The organism is Mesorhizobium sp. URHB0026, assembly GCF_054059755.1.
On record NZ_JBSSCN010000001.1, the window covers coordinates 4,525,265 to 4,549,389 of the forward strand.

A 24,125-nucleotide genomic window follows, 5' to 3' on the forward strand; every position below is an offset into this window, starting at 1 on the left:
GGGAGTCGCACCGACAGCACCCTACCCTTCCTGGCAGGCTACCCGCCCTTGCCTCCCGCTCCCACTGCATGCAAGGAGTGCTATACGAAAAAGGGACAGAGCATGGCGGCAGAGGCAGCGGGCAGCGATCTCATTCAGGTGGTGGCATTGCTGGCGTCGGGCGTGGTGGCCGTCCCGATCTTCAAGCGCATGGGTCTGGGTTCGATTCTCGGTTACCTGGCCGCCGGCGTGGTGATCGGTCCGTTCGGCCTCGGCGTCTTTTCCGAATCCGGAGCCATCCTCCATGTCGCCGAACTCGGCGTGGTCATGTTCCTGTTCATCATCGGCCTGGAAATGCAGCCGTCGCGGCTCTGGGGCCTGCGCCGCGAGATCTTTGGGCTTGGCGCGCTTCAAGTCGGCGTCTGCGCGGTGCTCTTGACTGGTGTCGGCATGGCCGGAGGGTTTCCGATTGCGCAATCCTTCGTCGCCGGCGCCGGCTTCGTGCTGACCTCGACGGCCATCGTCATGCAGCTTCTGGAAGAACGCGGCGAAATCGCCGCGCCCAAGGGCCAGCGCATCGTCTCCATCCTGCTTCTGGAGGACCTGGCCATCGTGCCGCTGCTCGCCTTGATTGCTTTCCTGGCGCCGGGCGGTGCCGGCACCAGCCTTTCGGAGCGGCTGACCGAGGTCGGCATCGGCATCGCCGCGATCATCGGCCTGGTGGTGGCGGGACGCTATCTGCTCAACCCCTTCTTCCGCATCCTGGCGGATGCCCGTGCGCGCGAAGTGATGACGGCCGCGGCTCTGCTGGTGGTGCTCGGATCGGCGCTTGTCATGCAGCTCAGCGGCCTGTCGATGGCGATGGGCGCGTTCCTGGCCGGCGTGCTGCTCTCGGAATCGACGTTCCGCCATCAGCTCGAAGCCGACATCGAGCCGTTCCGCGGCATCCTGCTCGGCCTGTTCTTCCTTGCGGTCGGCATGTCGCTCGATCTGCACGTGGTGGCCGCGAACTGGAAGCTGATCGCCGTGTACGTCGTGGCTTACATGGTGATGAAGGCTTTCGGCATCTACATCGTCGCCCGCATCCTGAAATCAGGCCACCGGGAGGCACTGGAGCGCGCGGTCTTCATGGCGCAAGGCGGTGAATTCGCCTTTGTGCTCTATTCCGCGGCCGCCGCCGTCGGCATCATCGACGGCCAGGCAAACGCAACGTTGACCGCGATAGTCATCATCTCCATGGTGCTGACGCCGCTGGCGATCATCGCCCTGCGCTATTTTACGCCACGGGACGAGCAGTCGCTGGACGGCGTCGAAGTCGCCGACGGCCTGACCGGCAGCGTGCTGGTCATCGGCTTTGGCCGCTTTGGCCAGATCGCTAGCCAACCCCTGCTCTTGCGCGGCATCGACGTCTCGATCATCGACAACGATGTCGAGATGATCCAGGCGGCCGCCGATTTCGGCTTCAAGGTCTATTATGGCGACGGCACGCGGCTGGACATCCTGCACGCGGCCGGGGCCGGCCGGGCGCGGGCCGTGCTCATTTGTGTCGACAAGCCCGACGCCGCCATCCGCATCGCAGAACTCGTCAAGGCTGAGTTCCCCTTGCTTACGGTGCTGGCCCGTGCGTTCGACCGCGGCACGGCGCTGCAGCTCATCCGCACCGGCGTCGATTATCAGCTGCGCGAAACCTTCGAATCGGCGCTCGTCTTCGGTGGCTCGACCCTGGAGGCGCTGGGCGTCGATCCCGAGGACGTCGCCGAAACGATCGAGGACGTCAGGCGCCGCGACACGGCCCGGTTCGAGACCCAGCTCGCCGAAGGCATCCGCTCGGGACAGCGTTTCCTGAAAGGCAATATCGGTACGCCGATCCCGACCCCGCTCTCCACGCCCCGCCGTCCCGGCAAGGCGCTCAACGAGGAAACGGCCGGCGTCCTGCATAAATCCGAATCGGCGGATTGAGGGAATTAGGCATGGAATTGGACAGCAGAGCCCTGTCGGTCACCAAGTTCTGGCGCGACGCCGGCGAGGATTCATGGTTCGAGAAGAACGACGCTTTCGATGCCGATTTCCGCGACCGCTTCCTCCACCTCCACTACGCAGCCGCGCGGCGCGAATGCGATGTCTGGTCAAGCCATGCCGAGGGCTCGCTGGCCCTGATGATCCTGCTCGACCAGTTCCCGCGCAATTGCTTTCGCGGCACCGGCCACATGTTTGCGACAGACCCTTTGGCAAAGCATTTTGCGCAAAAGGCGGTGGCCGCCGGCCACGATCTGGCGCTGGACCCGGAAGTCCGCGTGTTCCTCTATTTGCCGTTCGAACATTCGGAAAATCTTGCCGACCAGGAGCGGTCGGTTGAACTTCATACCGCCAGGGCCGCGTTCAATCTGAAATACGCGCTGGAACATCGTGATATCATCCAGCGCTTCGGCCGCTTTCCGCACCGCAACCGGATGCTTGGCCGCGAGACCACGGCTGAGGAAAAAGCATTCCTGGATGACGGTGGTTTTTCCGGCTGATCCGCGATTTAGCGCCGCCACCAGTCCCGGCCCGACGGCAGCCGCTCAATGCCGGCCGCATCGACCGCGCTCAGGCGATCCACCACCCGTTTGCCGCCGACGGCAAGATCCGGCGCGATTTCGGCCAACGGCGCCAGCACGAAGGCGCGCTTCAGCATGCGCGGGTGCGGCACCTCCAGGCCCGTTTCATGGATGACGCGGACGCCGAACACCAGGATGTCTATGTCGATCAGGCGCGGCCCCCACCTCTCCTCGCGCACGCGTTTGAGCTTTCGCTCGGCATCGAGGCAGAGGTCGAGCAATGCCCGCGGCGACAGCCGCGTCGACAATTCGGCGGCCGCGTTAAGGAAGTCCGGCTGGTCGAGCTTGCCCCAGGGCGGCGTCCGGTAGAGCGAGGAGACGGCGGCCACGTCGGTATCGGGATCGGCGTCGAGCAGGCGCAACGCGGCCCCCATCGACGCCGCCGGATCGCCCAGATTGCCGCCGAGGCTCAGATATACGGTGTTACTCGGGCCAGACAACGGTCACCTCGACGTAATCGAGCACGCCAGGCACCGGCGCATTGGGCTTGCGAACGGTGACCTCGGCTTTCCGGATCTGGGGAAAGCGCCCGGTGAGGGCCTTCGCGACTTCCAGCGCCAGCGCTTCGATCAGGAAGCGCCTGTGTCCGGTGATGATCTCCTCGATGACCGTGAAGGCAACGCCGTAATTCACCGTTTCCCCGATGGCGTCATCGACGAGCGCGCGTCCGGGCTCGACGGTGAGCGAGGCATCGACATAGAAGCGCTGCCCCAGCGCTTCTTCCTCGTCCAGCACGCCGTGCCGGGCAAAGAAGGCGCAGTTCTTCATGCGGATGACATACATGGCTCAGCGTTCCGATCCGGTTTCCCGCGCCAGCATAGCATCCGCCACGGCCAGCGCGTCCACGTTGATTGCGACATCATGGACGCGAAACAGATGCGCGCCCTTGAGCCGGAGAATGACGCTGGTCGCCGCCGTGCCGGCCGCCCGGTCGGCGGCGTCGCGGCCGGTGACGGTGCCGATGAAACGCTTTCGCGACGTACCGGCCATCAGCGGGAGGCCGAGCGCGCCAAGCTCGGCAAACCGTGCCATCAGATCGAGGTTTTCCTCCGCCGTCTCCTTGGCGAAGCCGAAGCCGGGGTCGAGCACGACATGGTCGTCGGCGACACCTTGCCCGCGCCCGATCTCAAGCGATTTTCCCAGGAACGCCAGCTGGTCCGCAATCACATCGGGCAGCTTGTCGCGATCCCGTCCCGTATGCATGATGACGAGCCCGGCCCCGGTTTCGGCCGCCACCCGCGCAATGTCGGGCTCGCGCTGCAGGCCCCAGACATCGTTGACGATATGCGCACCGGCCTTGACGGCGAGCCGCGCGGTGTCGGCACGATAGGTGTCGACCGAAATCAGCACGTCGCCGACCTGCGTCAACGCCTCGATCACGGGCAGGATACGGGCCTGCTCCTCGCTGGCCGATATCGCGGCGGCGCCCGGGCGGGTCGATTCTCCGCCGACATCGATGACGGCAGCTCCTTCCCCGATCATGCGGCGCGCCTGGACGAGCGCGGGTTCAGGAGCATCAAACAAGCCGCCATCGGAGAAGCTGTCGGGTGTGACATTGAGGATGCCGACGACCACGGCCTTGCCGCCAAGCTCGAGATGGCGCCCATGCGCCAGTTGCCATCGCCCCGCCGTCATTGCGCTTCAACCATGGGCTCATCAACCAAGGGCTCATCAACGATGTGTGATCCGCATTGGATCAAATCCGTTGCGCCGGCGAAGGCCGTAAAGCAAGGTGATTGAAGAGGCAACATGATGATACGCTCCCTGGTCTGCGCACTGCTGCTTACCGTCGCCGTTCCGGCGGATGCGGCCAATCTGGTGAAGACATACAGCTATTTCGCCATTGGCGGCAGAACCCTGGAGGATATCGAGCAGCAACTTGCCAAACACGGGCCCCAGGTCAAAAGCACGGGGTCGCGCCACCCTGGTGCCACCCAGATGGCTTTCACGACACGCACCAGCTACGCCAGCCAACCGGGCTCCTGCCGGATCGCCGACGCGGTCGTCACTGTCAAGGTCAAGGTGATCCTTCCCGAATGGCGCCGCCCGGGCAAAGCCGACGCCGATGTGCGGCTATTCTGGGATACGTTGTCCGCCGACATCAAGCGCCATGAAGACCGCCACGTCGAGATCGCCCAGAACCACGGCCGCGCGCTGGAAGACGCCCTGAAGGCAGCTTATCCGCAGAAGGATTGCGATGCCGCGAAGGTCAATGCCGCCGCGATCACGGCGGCCGAGCTTGCCAGGCACGATCGGGACCAGGTGCGGTTCGACCGTGTCGAAGGCGCCAATTTCGAAAGCCGCATCCTGCGGCTGCTGCGTTACCGGATGGAGCGCATCGAGAGCGGCCAGTTACGGCCGCCGGCCTGAATCTCCTCGCCGCCTCCGTTCGCCTGGACGGAAGCCAACCGGGCGGAAGCGTAGTGCCCGCCTGGATTTTTTTTCGAGCAAGGTCGAAATCGGCCTATACGGAACGACATATCCAGGGTTGCCAAGGGCACAATCTGGAAGCACGGGCATCACGATCGATCGCGCCGCGGATGCACCAGACAAGCCCAATGGTGATGCGGCAGCGCAAAGCGCATGGACGAGAAGATTTATGGACCAGGCTGTCGACAAGCAGGCCGTGGCGGCCGCCAGCGCGCCGCTGAGCGAAAGCGAAAAGAACGCCATTATCGGCGGCGTCCTCCTGTCGATGCTGCTGGCAGCCCTCGACCAGACCATCGTCGCGCCCGCCATGCCGACCATCGGGCGCTTGCTCGGCCATGCCGAATACCTGCCATGGATCGTCACCGGCTACCTCTTGACCGCAACCGCCGTGGCACCGCTTTACGGCAAGATTTCCGACGTCCATGGGCGTCGCCCGACCGTCTACGCGGCAATCCTCATCTTCCTTGCTGGATCGCTGGTCAGCGCACTGGCCCCAAACATGTTCATCCTCATCCTGGGTCGCGCGATCCAGGGGGCCGGTGGCGGCGGTCTTTTCGCGCTGACGCAGACCGTGGTCGGAGACCTCGTCCCGCCGCGCGAGCGGGCGCGCTACGCGGCGTGGTTTTCCGGCACCTGGGCCGTCGCCAGCGTCGCCGGGCCGCTGCTGGGCGGCACCTTCGCCGAGCATCTGCACTGGTCTCTCATCTTCTGGATCAATATCCCGCTGGGCTTTCTAGCCATGGCGATCATCAACAAGCCGCTCAAGAAGCTGCCCATCGCGGCCAAGAACCACAGCATCGATGGTCTTGGCGCATTGCTGCTGATCGTGGCAACGGCGCTGTTGCTGCTGGCGCTGAACTGGGGCGGCAGTGCCTACCCCTGGTTATCGCCTGAAGTCATCGGCGTCCTGGCGTGCTCGGCGCTGTTCTGGAGCGCCTTTGCCTTGCGGCTAATGCGGGCGGCCGAACCGCTCATCTCGCTCGAAGTGCTGGGCAACCCGATCGTCCTGGCCGGCACCCTGTCGATGTTCCTGCTCCAGGCCTCCAGCGTCGGCCTTGCCGTCTATCTGCCGGTCTATCTGCAGTCGATACTTGGCCTGACGGCGAGCGAGTCGGGCATTGCAATGCTTGGCCTTCTGCTTGGAACCGTGGGCGGCGCCGCTTCCAGCGGCCGCCTGATACCACGCTTCACCCACTACAAGCGCATCGCCATGGTCGGCGTCGTCTTCGCCATCCTATGCATGGGCCTGCTGGCCTTTGTCGCCGGCCATGCATCGCTGCTTGTCGTCGAAGTCCTGACCATCTGCATCGGGCTGGGAACCGGCACGACATTTCCGGTAACCACCGTGTCCGTGCAGAACGCCGTCGACCGCATGCATCTTGGCGTGGCAACGGGGGTGCTTACCTTTCTGCGTTCGCTGGGCAGTGCATTGGGGGTCGCGATGCTGGGCGCGGTGGCTCTTGGCTTTGGGTTGCCGCTGGCCGGCGAAGGCGTTCGGGTGGCTGGACATGTCGTATCGGCCGAACCCTTCGTGATGATCTTTCTCGTCGCGGCCGGCACTCTGGGGCTGGGCCTCGTCACGCTGACGTTGATGCCCGAGAAAGAACTTCGAGGCCACGTCGACGATCCGGCGTCGATCCTGACGGAATAACTAGCCGGAGACGCCGAGCTTCTTTTGCAGGCTCGTGGACGAGGTCGTGTACTGGAACACGATGCGCTCGCCGGGGCTGACGATGCGCTTGGCGGCCTGCGCCATCAGCGCCACCTCGTGAAAGCCCGACAGGATCAGCTTCAGCTTGCCCGGATACCAGTTGATGTCGCCCACCGCGAAAATGCCGGGCACCGAGGTCTGGAACTTCTCGGTATCGACCGGGATCAGGTTCTCGTGGAGATTGAGCCCCCATTCCGCGATCGGACCGAGCTTCATCGTCAGTCCGAAGAACGGCAGCATGCGGGTGCAAGGCACCTCGATGTCGCCATCCGGGCCGCCCTTGATGGTGGCCGATGACAGCTGGCCGTCGGCCCCGGTGAGCCCGGTCACCTGACCGACCCTGAATTCCAGCTGCTTCATCTCCTGCATGGCGTACATCTTGTTGACGCTGTCGGGCGCCGCGCGAAACTCAGCCCGCCGGTGAACCAGTGTCACGCTCTTTGCCACCGGCTGCAGGTTCAGCGTCCAGTCCAGCGCCGAGTCGCCGCCACCGACGATGACAAGGTCATGGCCGCGGAAATCCTCCATCCGGCGCACGGAATAGAAGACGCTCTTGCCCTCATAGGGTTCGATGCCGGGGATCGGCGGACGCTTGGGCTGGAATGAGCCGCCCCCGGCGGCGATGACCACTACCTTGGCCTCGAACACCTCGTTCTCGTCCGTGGTGACGCGAAAGCCGCCGTCTTCCAGCTTCTCAAGGCTGGAGACCATGCGGTTATAGGTGAATTCAGGCTTGAACGGCGCGACCTGTTCGAGCAGCTTGTCGACGAGCCCTTGCGCCGAGATCGAGGGCCAGCCGGGAATGTCGTAGATCGGCTTTTCCGGATAGAGTTCCGCGCATTGGCCACCGGGCTTGTCGAGGATGTCGATCAGGTGGCATTTCAGGTCCAGCAGGCCGAGCTCGAACACGGCGAACAGGCCGACCGGCCCCGCCCCGACAATGAGAACGTCTGTGCTGATGATGCCGGTCATGATGCGCCTCGCTTCGAAAGTCCGGGCGAGACTGCATGACCAGCGGCCCGCTGCCAAGCGTCAGCGGCAAAAATCGCCCATGCTGGCTTTCAGCCCTGACGCTCGGGCACCCGCACGATCAGGCCGTCGAGCGCATCGCGTACCTTGATCTGGCAGGACAGGCGCGAGTTCGGCTGGACGTCGTAGGCGAAGTCCAGCATGTCTTCCTCCATCGCCTCGGGCTCGCCGACTTCGGCCGTCCATGCCTCATCGACATAGATATGGCAGGTCGCGCAGGCGCAGGCGCCGCCGCACTCCGCCTCGATGCCCGGGACAGCGTTGCGGATGGCGTTCTCCATGACCGTCGAGCCGTTTTCGGCGTCCACGTCGAAATGTGTGCCGTCATGGGCGATGAAGGTCAGTTTGGTCATTTGTCACCTGAAGGGAGTTTCGCCCCGGACGAAGGGAGTTCGCCCGCGGGAAAGCGAGTTTCGCCCGAGATAATCACTCCGGCAAACAAGTCAACTGCCGTGCGAAAGCGGCGCTCCGTGACGTTTTTGTCGCAACCTGGATCAGCGATTGATGGCGGCGATGAAGTCGCGCACTTCTTCGATCAGCCGGCCGAGCCGCTTGAGCGTCTGGGCGTCCTCCGGGCGATGCTCGATATCGGTGACGCAATCGGCGATGGCGAAGGCACCCACGCCGCGGGCCGACCCTTTCAAACCATGAGCCAGCAGGAGCCGGTCCTTGATGTCGGCATCGACTATTTTGTCGCGTACCGACAGTGCCTGCTGTACAAACAGCGCCAGCACCTCTTGCTCGAGGGCGCGGTCGCCCATCGTTTGCCGGGCAAGGTGTGCCAAATCGACCGGTCGGGACTGCCTCGTTCCCGATACGTCGCCCCCCGGCATCGAGAAGGCAATGCCGCTTTCGCCACGCATGAACTCGAACTCCATTTTCTTCGGTCGCCTGAAAACCTAGGCGAATCCAGTGGACAACGGGTTAATGAATGGCCGGGAAAAATGTTGCGAAAGCGGCGCCCAAATCACGCTTCCGTTAACCTTATATTTAAAGTTTTACGTATCCCGCGGAATGCATGTTTTCTTTACCCCCCTGTGTCATTACGATACGAGGGTCCATTTTCAGCCTCCTGCGCGGGGGTAAGACAAACAGAATCATAAGCCCCCGCGGCAGCTAGTACAGGGTAGCGAAGGCATGGCGAAGAAACCAACGACCACCAGAACTCTCGACAGCGACGTAGCCAGGGAACTCGAAAAAGCGCTCGATCTCGACCTGAGCGGCGATACCGATAGCGGCGACCTCGATATCGCGGCTTCGATGGAAGATCTGGAAGCGCAGATATCACAGGCCGCCGACGAACTGGCGCGCGAGGGACGCAATCAGCAGCCGGCGCCAGTCGTCAATCAGCCCCAGGCCGCGAAGCCCGCTCCAACGCCCAAGCCGGCCGAACTTCGCCCGGTCGAGACGCGCAATGGTGGCCAGCCCGCCGGCTTCGCGCCAGCCAACGACGATCGTCAGAAAGATTACAAGACCCTTCTGCACAGCCTGAACAGGCGCGCCTCCAACACCATTTACTGGGTCATCGCCTTTGTCTCGCTCGCCTGGATCGCGGGCGCCGGCGGACTGGCGAACCTGCTTTTTGGACCGAGCATCTGGCGGATCCGCACGCTGGACCAGTTCTTTGCCCGCCCCGAACTGATCGGCCTTGCCGTCGCGGCTATCGTGCCTGTCATCCTGTTCTGGGCCTTCGCAACGATGATTCGCCGCGCTCAGGACATGCGCATCGCCGCGCAATCGATGACGGAAGTGGCCTTCCGCCTGACCGAGCCGCAAAACATGGCCCAGGATCGCGTCATGATGATCGGCCAGGCCGTCCGCCGCGAGGTGGCTGCGATGGGCGAAGGCATCGAACGCACCCTTGCCCGTGCCGTCGAACTGGAAACGCTGGTCCACAGCGAGGTCAACCAGATCGAGCGTTCCTATTCGGAAAACGAAACCCGCATAAGGTCGCTGGTCGACGGATTGGGCAGCGAACGCGAAGCGGTGGTCACCCATGCCGAACGCGTCCGCGCCTCGATCTCCGGTGCGCACGAGACCCTGCGCGATGAAATCGGCGCGGCAAGCGACATCATCCGTGACAGCATCCTCAATGCGTCGACCAAACTGTCGATGACGATCACCAATTCCGGCGACACGCTGATCGACCGCATCAACGAAAGCTCGATGTCGATCTTCGATTCGGTGGAAGGCCGGCTCGACAACATTACCGACCGGCTTTCGACCTCCGGCGAGGCTTTCGCCAGCCTGCTCGACACCCGTATCGCCAAGCTGACGGACACCACGGACGGCTTGACCCGTTCGTTGACGGACCTGCTCGACGATCGCACCACCGGCATGGTGTCGCTGCTCGGCGGCGCCGCGCGCACCCTCAATTCCGAGTTCGAGGCCAGCCTCAACGGCATCGAGCGCACCTTGGCCGAACGCGGCCAAGCGCTGATCAGCGAATTTCAGACCCGCGCGGAAGCGCTGGACACCGGCACCCAGAAGCTCAATGCCGCGCTGGAAGCCCGCGCCCGCCAGATCAACGAAACGCTGGTCGAGCGCGCGCGTGAAATCGCCCACACCTTCGCCGAGAGCAAGGACACGCTGTCGGCCATGATCGATCAGGGCAAGACCCAGATCGGCGCCGACATGGCCGACATCGTCACCTCGACCTCTTCCATGCTCGAAGCGCGCGCCAGCGATTTCGCCGGCCGCATGGAGGCAGCCCGCCACGTCGTGTCGCGCTCCTTTGACGCCGACATCCAGCGGCTTGCCGACGCGCGCGTCGGTATCGAGGAAGCCGTCGAAAACCATAGCCGCAAGCTCTCCGAGAGCCGTGAGCGCATGGCGGCAGCCATGCAGGCGGACCTGGAGAAATTCGACGAAGGCCGCGCCGGCATCGATGCGGCGGTGACCAATCAGGTACAGAGGCTGGCCGAAGGCCGCGGCCTGATAGCCCGTGCGCTTGAAGAAGACCTGCGCAAGGTCAACGAATCGCGTGCCGCCATCGATGCGTCGCTCGGCAGCCACCTCGAAAGGCTGGAGGAAGGCCGCAACCGGCTCTCACTGGCTCTCAACGAAGACTCCGGAAAATTGGTGCAAGCTCGTACCATCATTGATGAAATGGTGGCCGGGCATGTTGGAAAACTGGCCGAAGGCCGCAACATTTTGTCGCGCGCCTTGGAGGCCGATCTCGGCAAATTGTCCGACAGCCGCGCCGACATAGACGGCCTTGTCGCCGGCCAGGTCGAGAAAATCGCCGAGGGCCGCGCGGTGCTCGCCAAGGCGCTCGAAAACGACATTGCCGGTATCAAGAACCTCATCGAGGCGCATTCGGCGAAACTGGCCGAAGACCGCACGCAGCTCGGCCGTTCGCTCGAAAGCGACCTGTCGGGGATACGTGGCCTGATCGACAGCCATTCCGGGCGCCTGGCGGAAGACCGCGGCCTGCTGTCGCAGACGCTCGAAGCCGACCTCGCCAAGCTGGCCGAGAGCCGCTCCAGCATCGACGGTCTGGTCGCCGGCCAGGTCGAGAAGCTCGCCGAGGGCCGCGACATCCTCAAGCGTGCGCTGGAATCCGACCTCAATACGATCAAGAACGTCATATCGAGCCAGTCGGACAGACTGGCCGAGGATCGCGGGCAGCTCTCACGTGTTCTGGAAGCCGATCTGCAGAATGTGAACAGCGTCATCGCCGACCACATGAACAGGCTGGTTCAGGATCGCTCGACCTTGTCGAAGGCGCTGGAGGACGATCTCGCCAAGCTGGCCGAAAGCCGCTCCGGCATCGACGGCCTGGTCGCCGGCCAGGTCGAGAAGCTCGCCGAGGGCCGCGACATCCTGCGCCGCGCATTGGAAGCCGACCTCGGCACCGTCAGAAACACCGTTGCCGATCAGTCCCAGAAACTGGTCGACGACCGCGCCCAGTTCGCCCGCGCGCTGGAGGCCGATCTCGAAACCGTCAACAGCCTTGTCAACAGCCACTCGGACCGACTTGCCCAAGAGCGTTCGACACTGTCGAAGGCGCTTGAGGCCGACCTCGAGACTGTCGGCAGCCACGTCAACAATCACGCGGAACGGCTTGTGCAGGAGCGTTCGACCTTGTCGAAAGCTCTCGAAGACGATCTTGCCAAGCTGGCCGAGAGCCGCTCCAGCATCGACGGTCTTGTCGCCGGCCAGGTTGAGAAGCTTGCCGAAGGCCGCGATGTCCTCAAGCGCGCGCTGGAGGCAGATCTTGCCAAGCTGGCCGAAAGCCGCTCCAGCATCGACGGTCTGGTCGCCGGCCAGGTCGAGAAGCTCGCCGAAGGCCGCGACATTCTCAAGCGCGCTCTCGAAGCTGACCTGCAGAAGCTGACCGAAAGCCGCGGCGATATCGACGATATCATCGCCGGACATGTCGGCAAGTTGTCCGAAGGCCGCGACATGCTCAGCCGCGCGCTGGAAGATGACCTCGGCAAGCTCGCCGAGAGCCGCAAGGACGTCGATCGTTCGCTGTCCGGCCACATCGACCAGATCGCGGCCAGGAGCACGGACATTTCCGCCGCGATCGCCGCCGATGTCGACAAGATCGAGCAGGCGTTCAGCCGCCAGACTGGCATCATCGAGGAACGCGCCGGCACCATGGAGCGCGCGCTCTCGACTGGGGTCGACAACGTCCGTAACGTGCTCGAGAAGAGCGCTGTCTTCGTCGCCGGCGCATTGCGCGAAAAGGTGCTGGAAGTCACCAGCACGCTGCACGAACAGGCCGGTGCGGCCTTCAGCGACGCCGATCGCAAGATCGCCGAGCGCGCCGAGCAGACGTCCGCCGCCCTGCTGGCCCGGGCCGAAGACATCGCCCGCACCTTCGAGGAGGCCGATCGTCGCCTCCACGCCCGTGCGGAGGATACTTCGAACGCCCTGCTCGCCCGCGCCGATGACACCTCCAGCTCGCTGCTGGCCCGTGCCCACGAAACCGCCGATCAGCTCGCTGCCCGCGCCGGCGAGATTGCCGGCACCTTCGACATGGCCGACCAGAAGCTCGCCGCCCGTGCCCAGGAAACCGCCGATCAGCTGGCTGCCCGCGCAAGCGAGATTGCCGGGACGTTCGACGCGGCCGACCAGAAGCTGGTCGCCCGTGCGGTGGAAACGGCGCAGTCGCTGGCCGCCCGCGCCGGCGACATCCTGCGGAACTTCGAAAGCGCCGACCAGCGGCTCGGCATGCGCATCGGCGAATCCGCCGAGGCGCTCGCCGCCCGCGCGTCGGACCTCGGTCGTATTTTCGATGCCGCCGACCAGCATTTGGTCTCGCGCATCGCCGAGGGTTCGGGCGCGCTGTCCAGCCGGGCATCCGAAATCGCCCGCATCTTCGACGACGCCGACCAGCGCCTGGTTTCGCGTATCGCCGACAGCACCTCGACGATCGGCGAGCATGCGCAGACCATTGTCGGCGCCTTTGCAAGCACCGAGCAGCGGGTCGCCGATCGCGCCCGCCAGACCGGCCAGGAGCTGGCCGTGCACGCCCGCGAAATCGAGCAGGCGCTTGCCGGCGCCGACGAGCGTCTTGCATCGAGCGCGGCGGCAGCGGCCGCCCGTGTCGAAGAACAGATCGCTGGGGTCGAAAACCGGCTCGCCTACACCGCCGAAACCATGGGCCAGAAGCTCAACGAGCAGGTGTCGAGTGCCGAGGCACAGCTCGTATCGCGTGCCAATGTGATCGCGGAAACCTTCACCGCGGTCGGACAACATATCGGCCAGAGCACCAACGACGCGGCCAAGACGATTGGCGCCAACACCCGCGAGCTCAACACCATGCTCGCGGCGCGGTCGGCCGAGATGTCGAAGATCCTCGACGAAACCGCGCGGCCTTTGGTCGAGCGCTTCGCCCAGGGCGGCTCGGAATTGCAAAAGAGCATGGAAGAGGTCACGGAGCGCGCGACCGAGAAGCTGCGCAGCGAAAATGCAGCCCTGGTCAACGCACTGGCCAGCCGCACCGCCGAGACCTTGTCGGCGGTCGAAGGCGCCCGCTCGTCGCTGTCCGACAGCGTCGCCGATCTGATCGGCCGTATGACCAAGTCCAGCTCGCAGCTTGGTCAGCTGATCGAACAGGCCGCGGTCAACCTCGGCGAGGTCGACGAACGTCTGACCGGCAGCACGCAAAGCTTCGCGGCGACAACCGAAAAGGCGGCGCAGACCTTTGCCAGCTCGGCGCGTCTGGTCGATTCGAACACGACGAGACTGACGGAACTGTCGTCGTCGACCTTGCGCGAAGTCGCCTCGATCGCAACCAAGTTCGATGAACACAGCCGCTTGCTGGCTAGCGCCTCGGACCTGTTGAGCTCGGCCCAGAGCAACCTCGAACACACGCTGGAAAGGCAGTCCTCACTTGAGGACCTCGCCGTCGGCCTGGTCAAGAAGTCGGAAGATCTCGAAAGGGTCATGCGCTCGTTCGAAAATCTCGTCGGCCAGACCCTGCAGAACGCCGAGGGCAAGACGATGGAGTCCGCCGACAAGATCCGCAACGCCATCACCGACGTCGTCGATTCGGCAACCAAGCGCTTCGCCGATGCGACCGAGGAGATGCGGCGCACCGCGGGCTCGATCAAGAGTGAACTCGACCTCACCCGCGCCGAACTCAAGAAGGGCGTCATCGAGATGCCCGAAGAGGCAAAGGAGTCGACATCGGCCATCCGCCGCGCCGTTTCCGAGCAGATCAACGCCTTGAAGGAGCTTTCGGACATCGTGGCGAAGTCCGGTCGTGGCGGCGACTCTTCAGAACCGCGCCCCTTGCGTCCTGCGCCGCAGGCGCCGGCGGCGCGCGCCGCCGAGCCGCCTCGCCGCGCTCCGGCACCGCAGGCGGACCTGCGCCCGCCACAGGCGCCGCTGGGCGGCTCGGGACTGCGCGGCACCCTCGATCTGGAGCGCCCGGCTGAGGCAGCACCGCGCCAGCGTGCAACCGACGCCACAGCTCGCGCGCCGCAAGGCGGCTGGGTGCGCGATCTCTTGACCGCCGCGTCGAACGATGCCGAGCTCAGGCCGGCGGCTCCCCAGGCGCCAGCGGAAGCCCCGCGCGCGGCCCCTGCCCAGCGTTCACCGCAGCATGTCGTGGAATCGCTGAACTCGCTGTCCGTCGATATCGCGCGGGCCATCGACCACGATGCCTCGATCGAGCTGTGGAACCGCTACCGGCGCGGCGAGCGTGACGTGTTCACGCGCAGGCTCTACACGCTCAAGGGCCAGCAGACGTTCGACGAAATCCGCCGCAAGTACCAGGCGGAGGCCGAATTCCGCACCGCCGTCGACCGCTATTGCGACGATTTCGAGAAGCTGCTCAAGGATGTCTCGCGCAACGACCGCGACAACATCATGGCCCAGACCTATCTCACGTCGGACACCGGCAAGGTCTACACCATGCTGGCCCATGCCAGCGGCCGCCTGCATTAGGCGGTCGACAAGCCAAATCGAACAAGGCGGGGGCTTGTCTCCCGCCTTTTTCTTGAAGGAACTGACTTTGCCACCCGGAGACGCATCCGGGTTTGATCTCGCTTTCCGGAACCGGATCCTGAGTTGTGAAGACGGCAATCATATTCGACTGCGAGTTTCTCTGCCTTGAGGGGTCACAACGCCGATTCTGGTGCGCGGCCCACGATCCCGATCCGATCATCGCGCGGATCGGCGCGGCAAGGCTCGGCCTCGAAGGTGACTTCCCCGTGCTGGGCACGCACAAAGCCTATATCAGACCGGTCGACCGGTTTGGCGAGCGGTACACGCTCGATCCGTTCTTCATTGGACTGACCGGCATCACCGAAGAAATCACCGAGGCCGAGGGCGTTGCGCTGAAGGAGGGAGGCCCTGGCCGGCGTCGATCAGTTTTCCGCCGGAGCGCGGCTGTGGTCCTGGGGCAAGGACGAACTGAACATGATCGCCATCAGTTGCTATGTCGCCGGCATCAGGCCGCCTATCCCGGCCACCCGGTTCGACAATGCCGTCAAGCTGCTGATCGCGGCCGGCATGCCGATCGAGGACCTGGCAAGGACACCGAGCAACAAACTTGCGGATTATTACGGCGTCGAACATCCGCCAGTGCAGGGACATGACGCGCTCGACGATGCGCTGTCCGTGACCTACACCCTGCAGCACCTGATGAAGACTGGAAAGCTGCGGCCGGAGACCTTCGGCCGTCCATAAACCGGAAGCGTTGGTGGTAGCCCTGCGCGCCTGGCGCTCAGATCACCGAATCGGTCCAGCGAACGATCTGCTGGGCCGCATCGCCGAAGGCCGCGTCGAGCGCGCTGACATAGGCCGGGTTGCCGCTGCCCGAAACGGGTGCCGATGCAGTGAAGCTCTTGGAAGCCTTCACTTCGCCGTTGCGGTCGTTGAGCAAGCGCACGAACAAGTCGACCTCGGCATGTTCACCGCCGTTGACGCGCACTTCGAAGGAGCGAACCTCGACGATCACCTGATAGTCGATCGCCAGCCCCTCGCCCGGCTTGCCGACGCCGGCAAAGCTGCCCGAGCGCTGGAACGTCTCGGCCAGCCGCGCCTGCACGATCAGCGGCAGCCGGTCGGCCCACTGCGCGCCCTTCAGATATTGGATCGAGCCGTCGGAGGGTTTGATGACGATGTTCTGGCTGTCCAGCGCCTTCAGTGCCGAAGGCTGGGCGATCAGGATTTGCTTTCGGCTATGGCCATGCGCGTCGACCGACGGTGCCGACAATTCGAACGTGTCGAGCGGTGCCGGCTTGCCGCCGAGCGCCGCGCAGCCGGCAACCGCCAGGACAAGCAGCGCCGCAGCCGATTTCAACCCGCTCGTTCCAAGCCTACTCAATCTCACGCGTGAGCCCCGTTATCCCCTGATCGCACGATCAACCCGCATTCACGAGCACTGTTCTTGCGGCGGGCCGATGCCGAAGTCAACGCCGCGCCCTGCCATCGAACTGCCGAACCTCGCCGTCGCCACCCGAAAGGATGCGCTGCGGATTGCGGCTGAGATCCGTCACCGCCTCCTCGATGCGGTTGATCGAGCGGCGGCTATCCTGCACCAGCGCCTCGACATTCTGTAGCCCCTGGCCCGAGAAGCGCGCCAGATTGTCGGTGATGACCCCAAGCCGGGCATTCAGCGTATCGGCAACCTGCTTGAACGATTTCAGCGTATCCCTGGCGTCGGCCATCACGCCGTCGGCCTGGCCCGAGCCGAGCAGCTTGTCGACCTTGGCGAGAATGCCGTCGACCCGCACCGAGGCGTCGTTGAGCCGTTGCGCCAGCTGCCTGGCGTCCTTGATCGTCTGGTCGATGTCGTCAGCCCGATTGGCGATCTTGCCGGTCACCTCCGCGATATCGGCAGCCGCCTTGTTGGCGCTGTCGCTGGCCTTCTGGATGTTGGCGAGCGCTTGGCGCACCTGCGCCGGATCGATGCCGTCGAGCACGCCATCGACCTTGGCCAGCGTGCCTTGAGTCTGCTTGGCGAAATCGTTGACCGATCCCACTGCCGTATCGACGTTCCTGATTACACCGTCCAGCTGCTGCGACGTTTGCTTGAGATTGCCCGTCACGGCATCGACATTGGCAACGATGCTCTTGATCTTGTCCTTGTCGACGGCATTGAGCAGGCCTTCCGCTGCTTTCAACGTGCCGTCGAGCTTGCCTGAAACGCCCTTCAGCTCATCGGACAACGCGCTGACGGCGGACAGGAATTTGTCAATGCCATCGGAATTCCTGGCCAATGCGTCGGAAAACGTCTGCACGTTCTGCACGGTCTGCGTCAGCGGCCCGCGCACATCCTTGGTAAAGCCTTCGAGTTCCGTCAGCACCTTGTCGGCGCGGGTGAAGATGTTTTGCGCCGTCTGCAGCAGATTGGTCACGGCAGAAGGATTGGCGACGATCTCGGCGACCTTGCCGTCCTTCTCGGCCTGATCGAGCAGCTTGACTTCCTTGGGGTCGGCGCCCTTGAGCTCGATATTGGCCTGCCCGGTGAGGCCGGCGAGGCCGATATCGGCCTGCGTCGACTTGGTGATGGGCGTCATCCGGTCGATCTCGGTGTCGGCGATGGCGACAGTCGGATTGTCGACGTCGATATAGACGCGCTTGACGTCGCCGACCTTGACGCCGTTGAACAGCACGAAGCTGCCGCGGCCGAGACCAGAGGCCGAGCCCGGAATGCGCACCCGCAGCAGCGTCGTCTCGCCCCTATCGCCGATCGCGGCCGTCCAATAGACGAAGCCGAACGCCGCCAGGATCGCAACCAGCGTGAAAATGCCGACAATGACGTAGTTGGCTCTAGTTTCCATTGCTTCACTTATGGCTATGCACGTGCGGCAAGATCAAGTTGCCGTGCTCGTTTTCCGCGGAAATAGGATTTTACCCACGGCTCCTCGCTCTTCAGCATGTCGTCGATCGTGCCTTCGACCAGCACCTTTTTCTTGCCGAGCACCGCCACGTGGTCGCAGGCGGTAAACAGCGTGTCGAGGTCGTGAGTCACCATGTAGACGGTCAGATCCATGGTGTCGCGCAGCTTGACGACAAGTTCGTCGAACTCGGCCGCGCTGATCGGATCGAGGCCTGACGTCGGCTCGTCGAGAAAAACGATGTCGGGGTCGAGCGCCAGGGCGCGGGCAAGTGCCGCACGCTTGATCATACCGCCGGAGAGCTCGGAGGGAAACTTCTGCGCCGCATCCGGCGGCAGTCCGACCAGCTCGATTTTCAGCAGCGCCAACTCGTCCATCAGCTTTCTTGGCAGATCGAGATATTCGCGCATCGGCACCTGCACGTTCTCCATCACGGTCAGCGCCGAAAACAGCGCCCCATGCTGGAACAGAACGCCAAGACGCATGTCGATGCGCAGCCGCTCGAGATCGCTTGCCTTGTCGACGTCGACGCCAAACAGTTTGATTGTTCCCGACTGCTTGGGCATCAGTCCGAGAATCGTTCGCAACAGCACGGACTTGCCGGCGCCCGAGGCACCGACGAACCCCAGTATCTCGCCGCGCTTGATGTCGAGCGACAGTTTGTCGAGGATCAGCTTGTCGTCGATGGCAACGGTGACATCGTGCACCGAAAGCACGATTTCGCTCTCGTCCGGCGCCTCAGTCGTGATTCCGTTTCCCTTTGCCATGTTACTAGAACTGGATCGCTGCGTAGAACATGGCGAAAAGTCCGTCGAGAATGATGACGACGAAGATCGACTTCACCACAGAAGCGGTCACGTGCTGCCCGAGCGATTCGGCACTGCCGCCGACCTTCATGCCCTCGACTGACGCGATCGTGCCGATGATCATGGCCATGAACGGCGCCTTGATCAGCCCGGCGAAAATCGTGCTGAGATCGATTGCGACACGCAACCGGTCGATGAAGGCAGCGGGGGGGATATCGGAGTAGAGCCATGCGGCGATGATGCCGCCGCCGAGCGCGGCGAAATTGGCGATGATCGTCAGGCAGGGCAAGGCGATCACCAAGGCAACCAGACGTGGAAAAACCAGGACGCCGATCGGATTGAGGCCGATGACCTTCAGCGCGTCGACCTCCTCGCGCATCTTCATCGAGCCGATTTCGGCGGTGATCGCGCTGCCGGAGCGGCCGGCGATCATGATTGCCGTCATCAGCACGCCGAGTTCGCGCAGGATCAGCACGCCGACCAGGTCGACGACGAAGATGTCGGCGCCGAAATAGCTGAGCTGATACGCACCCTGCTGGGCCACGATGGCGCCGACGATCGCCGACATCAGCACGACCACGGGGATAGCGCCGACGCCCATGCGATCGATCTGGTTGAAGATCGCCGCCGGGTTCACGGCATGGCCACGGCCGAGCTTCATCTGCGCGCCGCGGATGGTGGCGCCCAATATGTTCATCGAGGCGAGGAAATCGTCGCGCATCTCGTAGACGCGGCGGCCCACCGCCTCCAGTGCCCGAATGACAATGTTGGGCGGTCGCGCCGGTCCGACTTCGGGTTCGCGCCGGACGGCTTCGCTCACCGCTTCGAGCAGGATGGAAGCGACGTCACTTTGGCCTTGCAGCCTTACCTCGACATTCTTCTTCTCGAAGACGCTGACCAGCCGGTCGATCAGCCAGGCGCCAGCGGTGTCGATCTTCTCGATTTTCGAAAGGTCGAGCGCCAACATCTTGAAACCGCTTCGTTTCTCGATCTTGCGCATCTCGGCGTCGATGAGCGCCACCGTCCGCGTCGTCCAGATGCCGGAGAACGCACAGCCGAGGACCCCATCCTCCTCGCCGACCGCGACGCGCGGGTCGTGGTCAGCCCCCGAGGCGGTCGTGCCGCTTGCGTCGCGTTTGCCGATGGTCAACATGGCGTCCTGTTTAGCCTGATGGGTCCGACCTTGTCGATTTGCCGACAACCCTTCTCGCATAGCCGGAGCAGAAAAATATGGCGCGTGTCATTTCGGTCGAGGCCGAGCGTTTTCCAATCGCCGGGACCTTCACCATTTCGCGCGGCTCCAAGACAGAGGCCGAGGTCATCACCTGCACGATCAGGCAAAACGGCCATGTCGGTCGCGGCGAATGCGTACCCTACAAGCGGTATGGCGAGACCATGGACGGTGTGAGCGGCGCGATCGCGGCGATGCGCGACCGGATCGCCGGCGGGATGGACCGCGCAGCCCTGCTCGACGCAATGCCTGCCGGAGCGGCGCGTAACGCCATAGACTGTGCCCTGTGGGACCTTGAAGCCAAGATCAACGGCAATCCGGTGGCGAACACGATCTGGCCGGCCCCGTTGCGTCAGCTCGAAACCGCCTACACGCTGTCGCTCGGCGAACCGGAGACGATGGCGGCGCAGGCCCGCGCCAATGCCGGCAGGCCGCTGCTGAAGGTCAAGATCGGCGGCGACAATGATGTCGCCCGCATCCAGGCGGTGAGGCAGGCGGCTCCAGGGAGCCGATTGATCCTCGATGCGAATGAAGGCTGGACCGACGAAAACATAGTCGCGAATCTCGCTTTTGCCGCGAAGCAAGACATCGCCCTGATCGAGCAGCCGCTGCCGGCGGGCCGTGACGGCATCCTGCGCCATATAGCCCATCCGGTGCCGATCTGCGCTGACGAGAGCGTCCATGAAGCAGGGAACCTCGAGGCGCTTGTCGGCCTCTACGACGCAGTCAACATCAAGCTCGACAAGTCCGGCGGGCTGACGGCGGCGCTCACCTTGCGCGACCGCGCCCGTGAGCTGGGTTTTGGCATCATGGTCGGCTGCATGGTCGGCACGTCGCTGGCAATGGCGCCGGCGGTGCTGCTCGCGCAAGGAGCGGATTTCGTCGACCTCGACGGCCCGCTGCTGCTTGCCCGGGATCGTGTGCCGGGTCTCGTTTACCAGGGATCGCTCGTCTCACCCCCGGACCGGGCTCTGTGGGGCTGAGCGCGCGGCAAGCCCGATCAGCATAAGGCCCACAATCGCGATCGGGATCATCGCCAGGAAACCATCCACGCCGAGACGGTCATAGAGCGGGCCCGAAACAAGTGTAACGGCGGCCATGAAGAAGCCGTTGAAGAAATAGGCGATGCCTTGCGCGGCACCCGTGCGCTCTTCGGGGACGGTCTCGCCGATCATTTTCTGCAGGCCGATCAGCACCATTGCGACAGACACCGAATGCAGCGACTGCACGGCAAAGAAGCCGGCGATGCCGAGGCCGAGCGGCCATATCAGTGGAAAGATGATCCAGCGAGCAACGGAGCCGATGCCGGCAATCACCATCACCTTGACAACGGACACGGAGGCGAAAATGCGGTTGAAAAACAGAAACATGCAGACTTCCGACACCACGCCCCACGCCCACAGGAGGCCGACAACGGAATCGCTGATGCCGATCGATTTCCAATAGATGGAAACGAAACCGTAGAGGAAGGCGTGGCTGGCTGTAATGATGCCGACGCCAAGGGTGAAGGAGAGGAAATAAGCGTTGAACAGGCTTGGCGCCGCGTGCTGGATTTCCACTGCCGACAGCGGCGAGGCTTTTCGCGGCCGTCCCATGCGCGGTGCCAGCAGGCCTGCGATCAGTGCCGCGCCAAGGGCAAGGACTATGATCACCGGGACGGCTCCAGGGCCGCTGGCCGCCAGGATGAAGCCGCCCGCGACATTGGCCAGGAGATAACAGATCGACCCCCATTTGCGCATGCTCGCATAATTGGCCCCGAAGCGGCGCACGCCCGAAAGCGCCAGCGAATCGGCGATCGGCGAATGTGGCGTCCAGACAATGGTCAGCACCAGCGACACCGCCAGCACCGTCGCGTATGTCGGGGTCAGGAAGTATCCCGCGGACAGCAGCAGCGATGCGGCGACGAGCACGACATAGACATCGGCACGGTCCCTGGCTCGATCGGCAAGTGTCGTCAGCAGCGGCGTCGTTATTACGCGCAGGAACATCGGCGCCGCCAGGATGACGGCGATCTGCTCGGCATGAAACCCCTTGGCCTGCAACCAAAGCGGGAAATAGGGCAAATGGGTGCCAAGCGATATGAACAACGTGCCGAAGATCAGGCTCATGCGCAGTTCAAAACGGCTCGGCTTCACGAGTTGTTCGGGCGAAAGCGGTGGCAGCGGCATGAATCGATCCAATGACGCTGCGCTCAACGACCGGAGAGCAGCGCAAGCCGATCCTTAACATGAGGAAAAACCGGAGGAAACCGGCTGGACCATTCGATTAACACCAGAAATCGCGGGGCCGGCTTCGGCTTCAGGCCGCCTGCACCACCCTGTCCTCGATCAGCATCGGGATGAAGGGCTCGTCAAGCGCTTCAGGCAACACATGCGCCCAGGTCAGGATTTCCATGCGGCCGTCGAAATGCTCGACCACGGCGGTGCAGCTCTCTACCCAGTCACCGGTGTTGATATATTGCACATCGCCGTAGCTTTCGATGGCGGCATGGTGGATGTGCCCGCAGATGACGCCGTCGACATGCGAGCGTCGCGCTTCCTCGCTGAGCACTGTCTGGAACGAGCCGATGAAGTTCACCGCCTTCTTGACCTTGACCTTGGCCCAGGACGAAAACGACCAGTAAGGCAGGCCGAGCAGCTGGCGCAACCGCGTGATCACCCGGTTGACCTGCATGGCGGCGTCGTAGGCATGGTCGCCGAGATAGGCGAGCCAGCGCTGGTTGTGGACGACGGTATCGAACTGGTCGCCATGGATGACCAGCAGCCGCCGGCCATCGGCGGTTTCGTGGATGGCGCGGTCGGCAACGACGATGCCGCCGAAATGCACGCCCTGGAACTGGCGGGCGAATTCGTCGTGATTGCCGGCGATATACGTGATCGAGGCGCCCTTGCGCGCCTTGCGCAGCAGTTTCTGCACGACGTCATTATGGCTTTGCGGCCAGTGCCAGCTGCGCCGCAGGCGCCAGCCGTCGACGATATCGCCCACCAGATAGATGATGTCGGCATCGTGGTAGCGCAGGAAGTCGATCAGGAAATCGGCCTTCGCCGCCTTCGATCCCAGATGGACATCGGAAATGAACATGCTGCGGAAAGTGCGGGGCTCTTGGACTGACATCGCGGATTCACCCTTGCTTTCGAGCAGCCTATGCTCCGATTCATGCAACAACCGTATGACGGTTGCGATTGGTCCAGCGCTGGCGCTAGCCTGCCGCGCAAATCAAAGGAGAAAATCGTCATGGATCTCGGTATCCGCGGGAAGAAGGCCATCGTCTGCGCTTCGAGCAAGGGGCTTGGCCGTGGCTGCGCCATGGCGCTGGCCGAGGCGGGCTGCGACATCGTCGTCAATGGCCGCAATCCGGAGCTGGTCGCGAAAACCGCCGCGGACCTGCGCCAGCGCCATGGCGTGACGGTGACGGAAGTCGTCGGCGACGTTTCGAAGCCGGAGATACAGAAAGCGCTGCTCGCCGCCTGTCCGGAACCCGACATCCTCGTCAACAACAATGGCGGACCGCCATTGCGCGATTTCCGCGAACTCGATCGCGGAAAAATCCTTGAAGGCGTGACCCAGAACATGGTGACGCCGATCGAACTGGTGCAGGCGGTCATTGACGGCATGGCTGCGCGCGGCTTCGGGCGCATCGTCAACATCACCTCGCTATCGGTCTATGTCCCCATACCCGGCCTTGACCTGTCATCGGGCGCGCGCGCCGGACTGACCTCGTTTCTCGCCGGTGTGGCGCGCACGGTGATCGAGCGCAACGTGACCATCAACAGTCTCTTGCCCGGCAAGCTCGACACCGACCGACTGCGCGGCCCGCATGAGGCTGGCACGCCAGAGGATCCCAAGGCGGCCGCGGCGCGCAAGACCCGCATCAGTGCCGACGTGCCGGCCAAACGGCTCGGCACGCCGGAGGAATTCGGCCAGATCTGCGCCTTTCTCTGCTCGGTCCATGCCGGCTATCTGACCGGGCAGAACATACCCGTCGATGGCGGTCTCTACGTCAGTGCTTTCTGACCAGGATGTCGGCAAAGCGGTGCG

The 24,125-nt window shown here is 63.7% G+C and carries 19 protein-coding genes and 1 pseudogene; 8 read left to right on the forward strand and 12 right to left on the reverse strand.

What is annotated here, in order from left to right:
- Positions 1–102 precede the first annotated feature (102 nt).
- Positions 103–1,938: a monovalent cation:proton antiporter-2 (CPA2) family protein gene (locus ACVWWD_RS22330; RefSeq protein WP_352551614.1), complete on the forward strand. Its 1,836-nt coding sequence runs from the start codon at positions 103–105 to the stop codon at positions 1,936–1,938.
- Positions 1,939–1,949: 11 nt separating this feature from the next.
- Positions 1,950–2,495, forward strand: coding sequence for a DUF924 family protein (locus ACVWWD_RS22335; RefSeq protein WP_352551612.1), 546 nt, complete (start codon positions 1,950–1,952; stop codon positions 2,493–2,495).
- Positions 2,496–2,503: 8 nt separating this feature from the next.
- On the opposite strand, the gene folK is transcribed toward ACVWWD_RS22335, so the two are convergent.
- The 3 genes from folK to folP are packed head-to-tail and all read right to left on the reverse strand — an operon-like array spanning position 2,504 to position 4,211.
- The gene (gene folK, locus ACVWWD_RS22340) at positions 2,504–3,016 is read right to left on the reverse strand and encodes a 2-amino-4-hydroxy-6-hydroxymethyldihydropteridine diphosphokinase (RefSeq protein WP_352551610.1); all 513 of its coding nucleotides are present in this window, start codon (positions 3,014–3,016) and stop codon (positions 2,504–2,506) included.
- Positions 3,000–3,359 (reverse strand): dihydroneopterin aldolase, encoded by a 360-nt coding sequence (gene folB / locus ACVWWD_RS22345; protein WP_023773903.1) that lies wholly within the window; start codon positions 3,357–3,359, stop codon positions 3,000–3,002. The genes folK and folB overlap by 17 nt, the downstream gene beginning before the upstream one ends.
- 3 nt (positions 3,360–3,362) lie before the next feature.
- Positions 3,363–4,211, reverse strand: coding sequence for a dihydropteroate synthase (gene folP, locus ACVWWD_RS22350; protein ID WP_023773904.1), 849 nt, complete (start codon positions 4,209–4,211; stop codon positions 3,363–3,365).
- Positions 4,212–4,325: 114 nt separating this feature from the next.
- Between folP and ACVWWD_RS22355 the strand changes: the two genes are divergently transcribed.
- Together ACVWWD_RS22355 and ACVWWD_RS22360 are read left to right on the forward strand one after the other, a co-directional pair.
- Entirely contained in the window at positions 4,326–4,946 is a 621-nt protein-coding gene (locus ACVWWD_RS22355; protein ID WP_352551607.1) for a DUF922 domain-containing Zn-dependent protease, read from the forward strand.
- Positions 4,947–5,175: 229 nt separating this feature from the next.
- Positions 5,176–6,657 (forward strand): MDR family MFS transporter, encoded by a 1,482-nt coding sequence (locus ACVWWD_RS22360; RefSeq protein WP_352551606.1) that lies wholly within the window; start codon positions 5,176–5,178, stop codon positions 6,655–6,657.
- On the opposite strand, the gene ACVWWD_RS22365 is transcribed toward ACVWWD_RS22360, so the two are convergent.
- From ACVWWD_RS22365 to ACVWWD_RS22375, 3 genes are all read right to left on the reverse strand, one after another.
- Complete coding sequence (locus ACVWWD_RS22365; protein WP_023773907.1) at positions 6,658–7,689, reverse strand: NAD(P)/FAD-dependent oxidoreductase; 1,032 nt, start codon at positions 7,687–7,689, stop codon at positions 6,658–6,660.
- Between the two features lie 89 nt (positions 7,690–7,778).
- A complete protein-coding gene (locus ACVWWD_RS22370; RefSeq protein WP_352551603.1) occupies positions 7,779–8,099 on the reverse strand; it encodes a 2Fe-2S iron-sulfur cluster-binding protein in 321 nt (106 codons plus the stop codon).
- Between the two features lie 141 nt (positions 8,100–8,240).
- Entirely contained in the window at positions 8,241–8,609 is a 369-nt protein-coding gene (locus ACVWWD_RS22375) for an Hpt domain-containing protein (protein WP_352551644.1), read from the reverse strand.
- Positions 8,610–8,883: 274 nt separating this feature from the next.
- Between ACVWWD_RS22375 and ACVWWD_RS22380 the strand changes: the two genes are divergently transcribed.
- Both ACVWWD_RS22380 and ACVWWD_RS22385 read left to right on the forward strand, forming a co-directional pair.
- The gene (locus ACVWWD_RS22380; protein ID WP_457103385.1) at positions 8,884–15,150 is read left to right on the forward strand and encodes a kinesin; all 6,267 of its coding nucleotides are present in this window, start codon (positions 8,884–8,886) and stop codon (positions 15,148–15,150) included.
- Between the two features lie 125 nt (positions 15,151–15,275).
- Positions 15,276–15,894, forward strand: a pseudogene (locus ACVWWD_RS22385) (exonuclease).
- Between the two features lie 37 nt (positions 15,895–15,931).
- Here the strand turns inward: ACVWWD_RS22385 and ACVWWD_RS22390 are convergent.
- The 4 genes from ACVWWD_RS22390 to ACVWWD_RS22405 form a co-directional block, all read right to left on the reverse strand.
- Entirely contained in the window at positions 15,932–16,510 is a 579-nt protein-coding gene (locus tag ACVWWD_RS22390) for an ABC-type transport auxiliary lipoprotein family protein (protein WP_023770099.1), read from the reverse strand.
- A 109-nt stretch (positions 16,511–16,619) separates the two neighbouring features.
- Positions 16,620–17,993, reverse strand: coding sequence for an MlaD family protein (locus ACVWWD_RS22395; protein ID WP_023770098.1), 1,374 nt, complete (start codon positions 17,991–17,993; stop codon positions 16,620–16,622).
- A gap of 14 nt (positions 17,994–18,007) precedes the next feature.
- Positions 18,008–18,817: an ABC transporter ATP-binding protein gene (locus ACVWWD_RS22400; protein ID WP_023783273.1), complete on the reverse strand. Its 810-nt coding sequence runs from the start codon at positions 18,815–18,817 to the stop codon at positions 18,008–18,010.
- Between the two features lie 4 nt (positions 18,818–18,821).
- Complete coding sequence (locus ACVWWD_RS22405) at positions 18,822–20,009, reverse strand: ABC transporter permease (protein ID WP_023770096.1); 1,188 nt, start codon at positions 20,007–20,009, stop codon at positions 18,822–18,824.
- A gap of 77 nt (positions 20,010–20,086) precedes the next feature.
- Between ACVWWD_RS22405 and dgcA the strand changes: the two genes are divergently transcribed.
- Positions 20,087–21,070, forward strand: coding sequence for an N-acetyl-D-Glu racemase DgcA (gene dgcA, locus ACVWWD_RS22410; RefSeq protein ID WP_023770095.1), 984 nt, complete (start codon positions 20,087–20,089; stop codon positions 21,068–21,070).
- Here dgcA and ACVWWD_RS22415 read toward each other — a convergent pair.
- Together ACVWWD_RS22415 and ACVWWD_RS22420 are read right to left on the reverse strand one after the other, a co-directional pair.
- On the reverse strand, positions 21,041–22,255 hold the full coding sequence (locus ACVWWD_RS22415) for an MFS transporter (protein ID WP_023783272.1): 1,215 nt from the start codon (positions 22,253–22,255) through the stop codon (positions 21,041–21,043). The two genes, dgcA and ACVWWD_RS22415, sit on opposite strands and share 30 nt — an antisense overlap.
- Positions 22,256–22,385: 130 nt before the next feature.
- Positions 22,386–23,168, reverse strand: a complete 783-nt coding sequence (locus ACVWWD_RS22420; RefSeq protein ID WP_032922358.1) for a UDP-2,3-diacylglucosamine diphosphatase — start codon at positions 23,166–23,168, stop codon at positions 22,386–22,388.
- A 153-nt stretch (positions 23,169–23,321) separates the two neighbouring features.
- On the opposite strand from ACVWWD_RS22420, the gene ACVWWD_RS22425 reads away from it, so the two are divergent.
- A complete protein-coding gene (locus ACVWWD_RS22425; protein WP_023770092.1) occupies positions 23,322–24,101 on the forward strand; it encodes an SDR family oxidoreductase in 780 nt (259 codons plus the stop codon).
- Positions 24,102–24,125 lie beyond the last annotated feature (24 nt).

Bases quoted from the DNA above. Each gene is read 5' to 3' on its own strand.
- ACVWWD_RS22330 (WP_352551614.1), top strand. From the start codon at position 103: ATGGCGGCAGAGGCAGCGGGCAGCGATCTCATTCAGGTGGTGGCATTG.
- ACVWWD_RS22335 (WP_352551612.1), top strand. From the start codon at position 1,950: ATGGAATTGGACAGCAGAGCCCTGTCGGTCACCAAGTTCTGGCGCGAC.
- folB (WP_023773903.1), bottom strand. From the start codon at position 3,359: ATGTATGTCATCCGCATGAAGAACTGCGCCTTCTTTGCCCGGCACGGC.
- folP (WP_023773904.1), bottom strand. From the start codon at position 4,211: ATGACGGCGGGGCGATGGCAACTGGCGCATGGGCGCCATCTCGAGCTT.
- ACVWWD_RS22355 (WP_352551607.1), top strand. From the start codon at position 4,326: ATGATGATACGCTCCCTGGTCTGCGCACTGCTGCTTACCGTCGCCGTT.
- ACVWWD_RS22360 (WP_352551606.1), top strand. From the start codon at position 5,176: ATGGACCAGGCTGTCGACAAGCAGGCCGTGGCGGCCGCCAGCGCGCCG.
- ACVWWD_RS22365 (WP_023773907.1), bottom strand. From the start codon at position 7,689: ATGACCGGCATCATCAGCACAGACGTTCTCATTGTCGGGGCGGGGCCG.
- ACVWWD_RS22370 (WP_352551603.1), bottom strand. From the start codon at position 8,099: ATGACCAAACTGACCTTCATCGCCCATGACGGCACACATTTCGACGTG.
- ACVWWD_RS22375 (WP_352551644.1), bottom strand. From the start codon at position 8,609: ATGCGTGGCGAAAGCGGCATTGCCTTCTCGATGCCGGGGGGCGACGTA.
- ACVWWD_RS22380 (WP_457103385.1), top strand. From the start codon at position 8,884: ATGGCGAAGAAACCAACGACCACCAGAACTCTCGACAGCGACGTAGCC.
- ACVWWD_RS22395 (WP_023770098.1), bottom strand. From the start codon at position 17,993: ATGGAAACTAGAGCCAACTACGTCATTGTCGGCATTTTCACGCTGGTT.
- ACVWWD_RS22400 (WP_023783273.1), bottom strand. From the start codon at position 18,817: ATGGCAAAGGGAAACGGAATCACGACTGAGGCGCCGGACGAGAGCGAA.
- ACVWWD_RS22405 (WP_023770096.1), bottom strand. From the start codon at position 20,009: ATGTTGACCATCGGCAAACGCGACGCAAGCGGCACGACCGCCTCGGGG.
- dgcA (WP_023770095.1), top strand. From the start codon at position 20,087: ATGGCGCGTGTCATTTCGGTCGAGGCCGAGCGTTTTCCAATCGCCGGG.
- ACVWWD_RS22415 (WP_023783272.1), bottom strand. From the start codon at position 22,255: ATGCCGCTGCCACCGCTTTCGCCCGAACAACTCGTGAAGCCGAGCCGT.
- ACVWWD_RS22420 (WP_032922358.1), bottom strand. From the start codon at position 23,168: ATGTTCATTTCCGATGTCCATCTGGGATCGAAGGCGGCGAAGGCCGAT.
- ACVWWD_RS22425 (WP_023770092.1), top strand. From the start codon at position 23,322: ATGGATCTCGGTATCCGCGGGAAGAAGGCCATCGTCTGCGCTTCGAGC.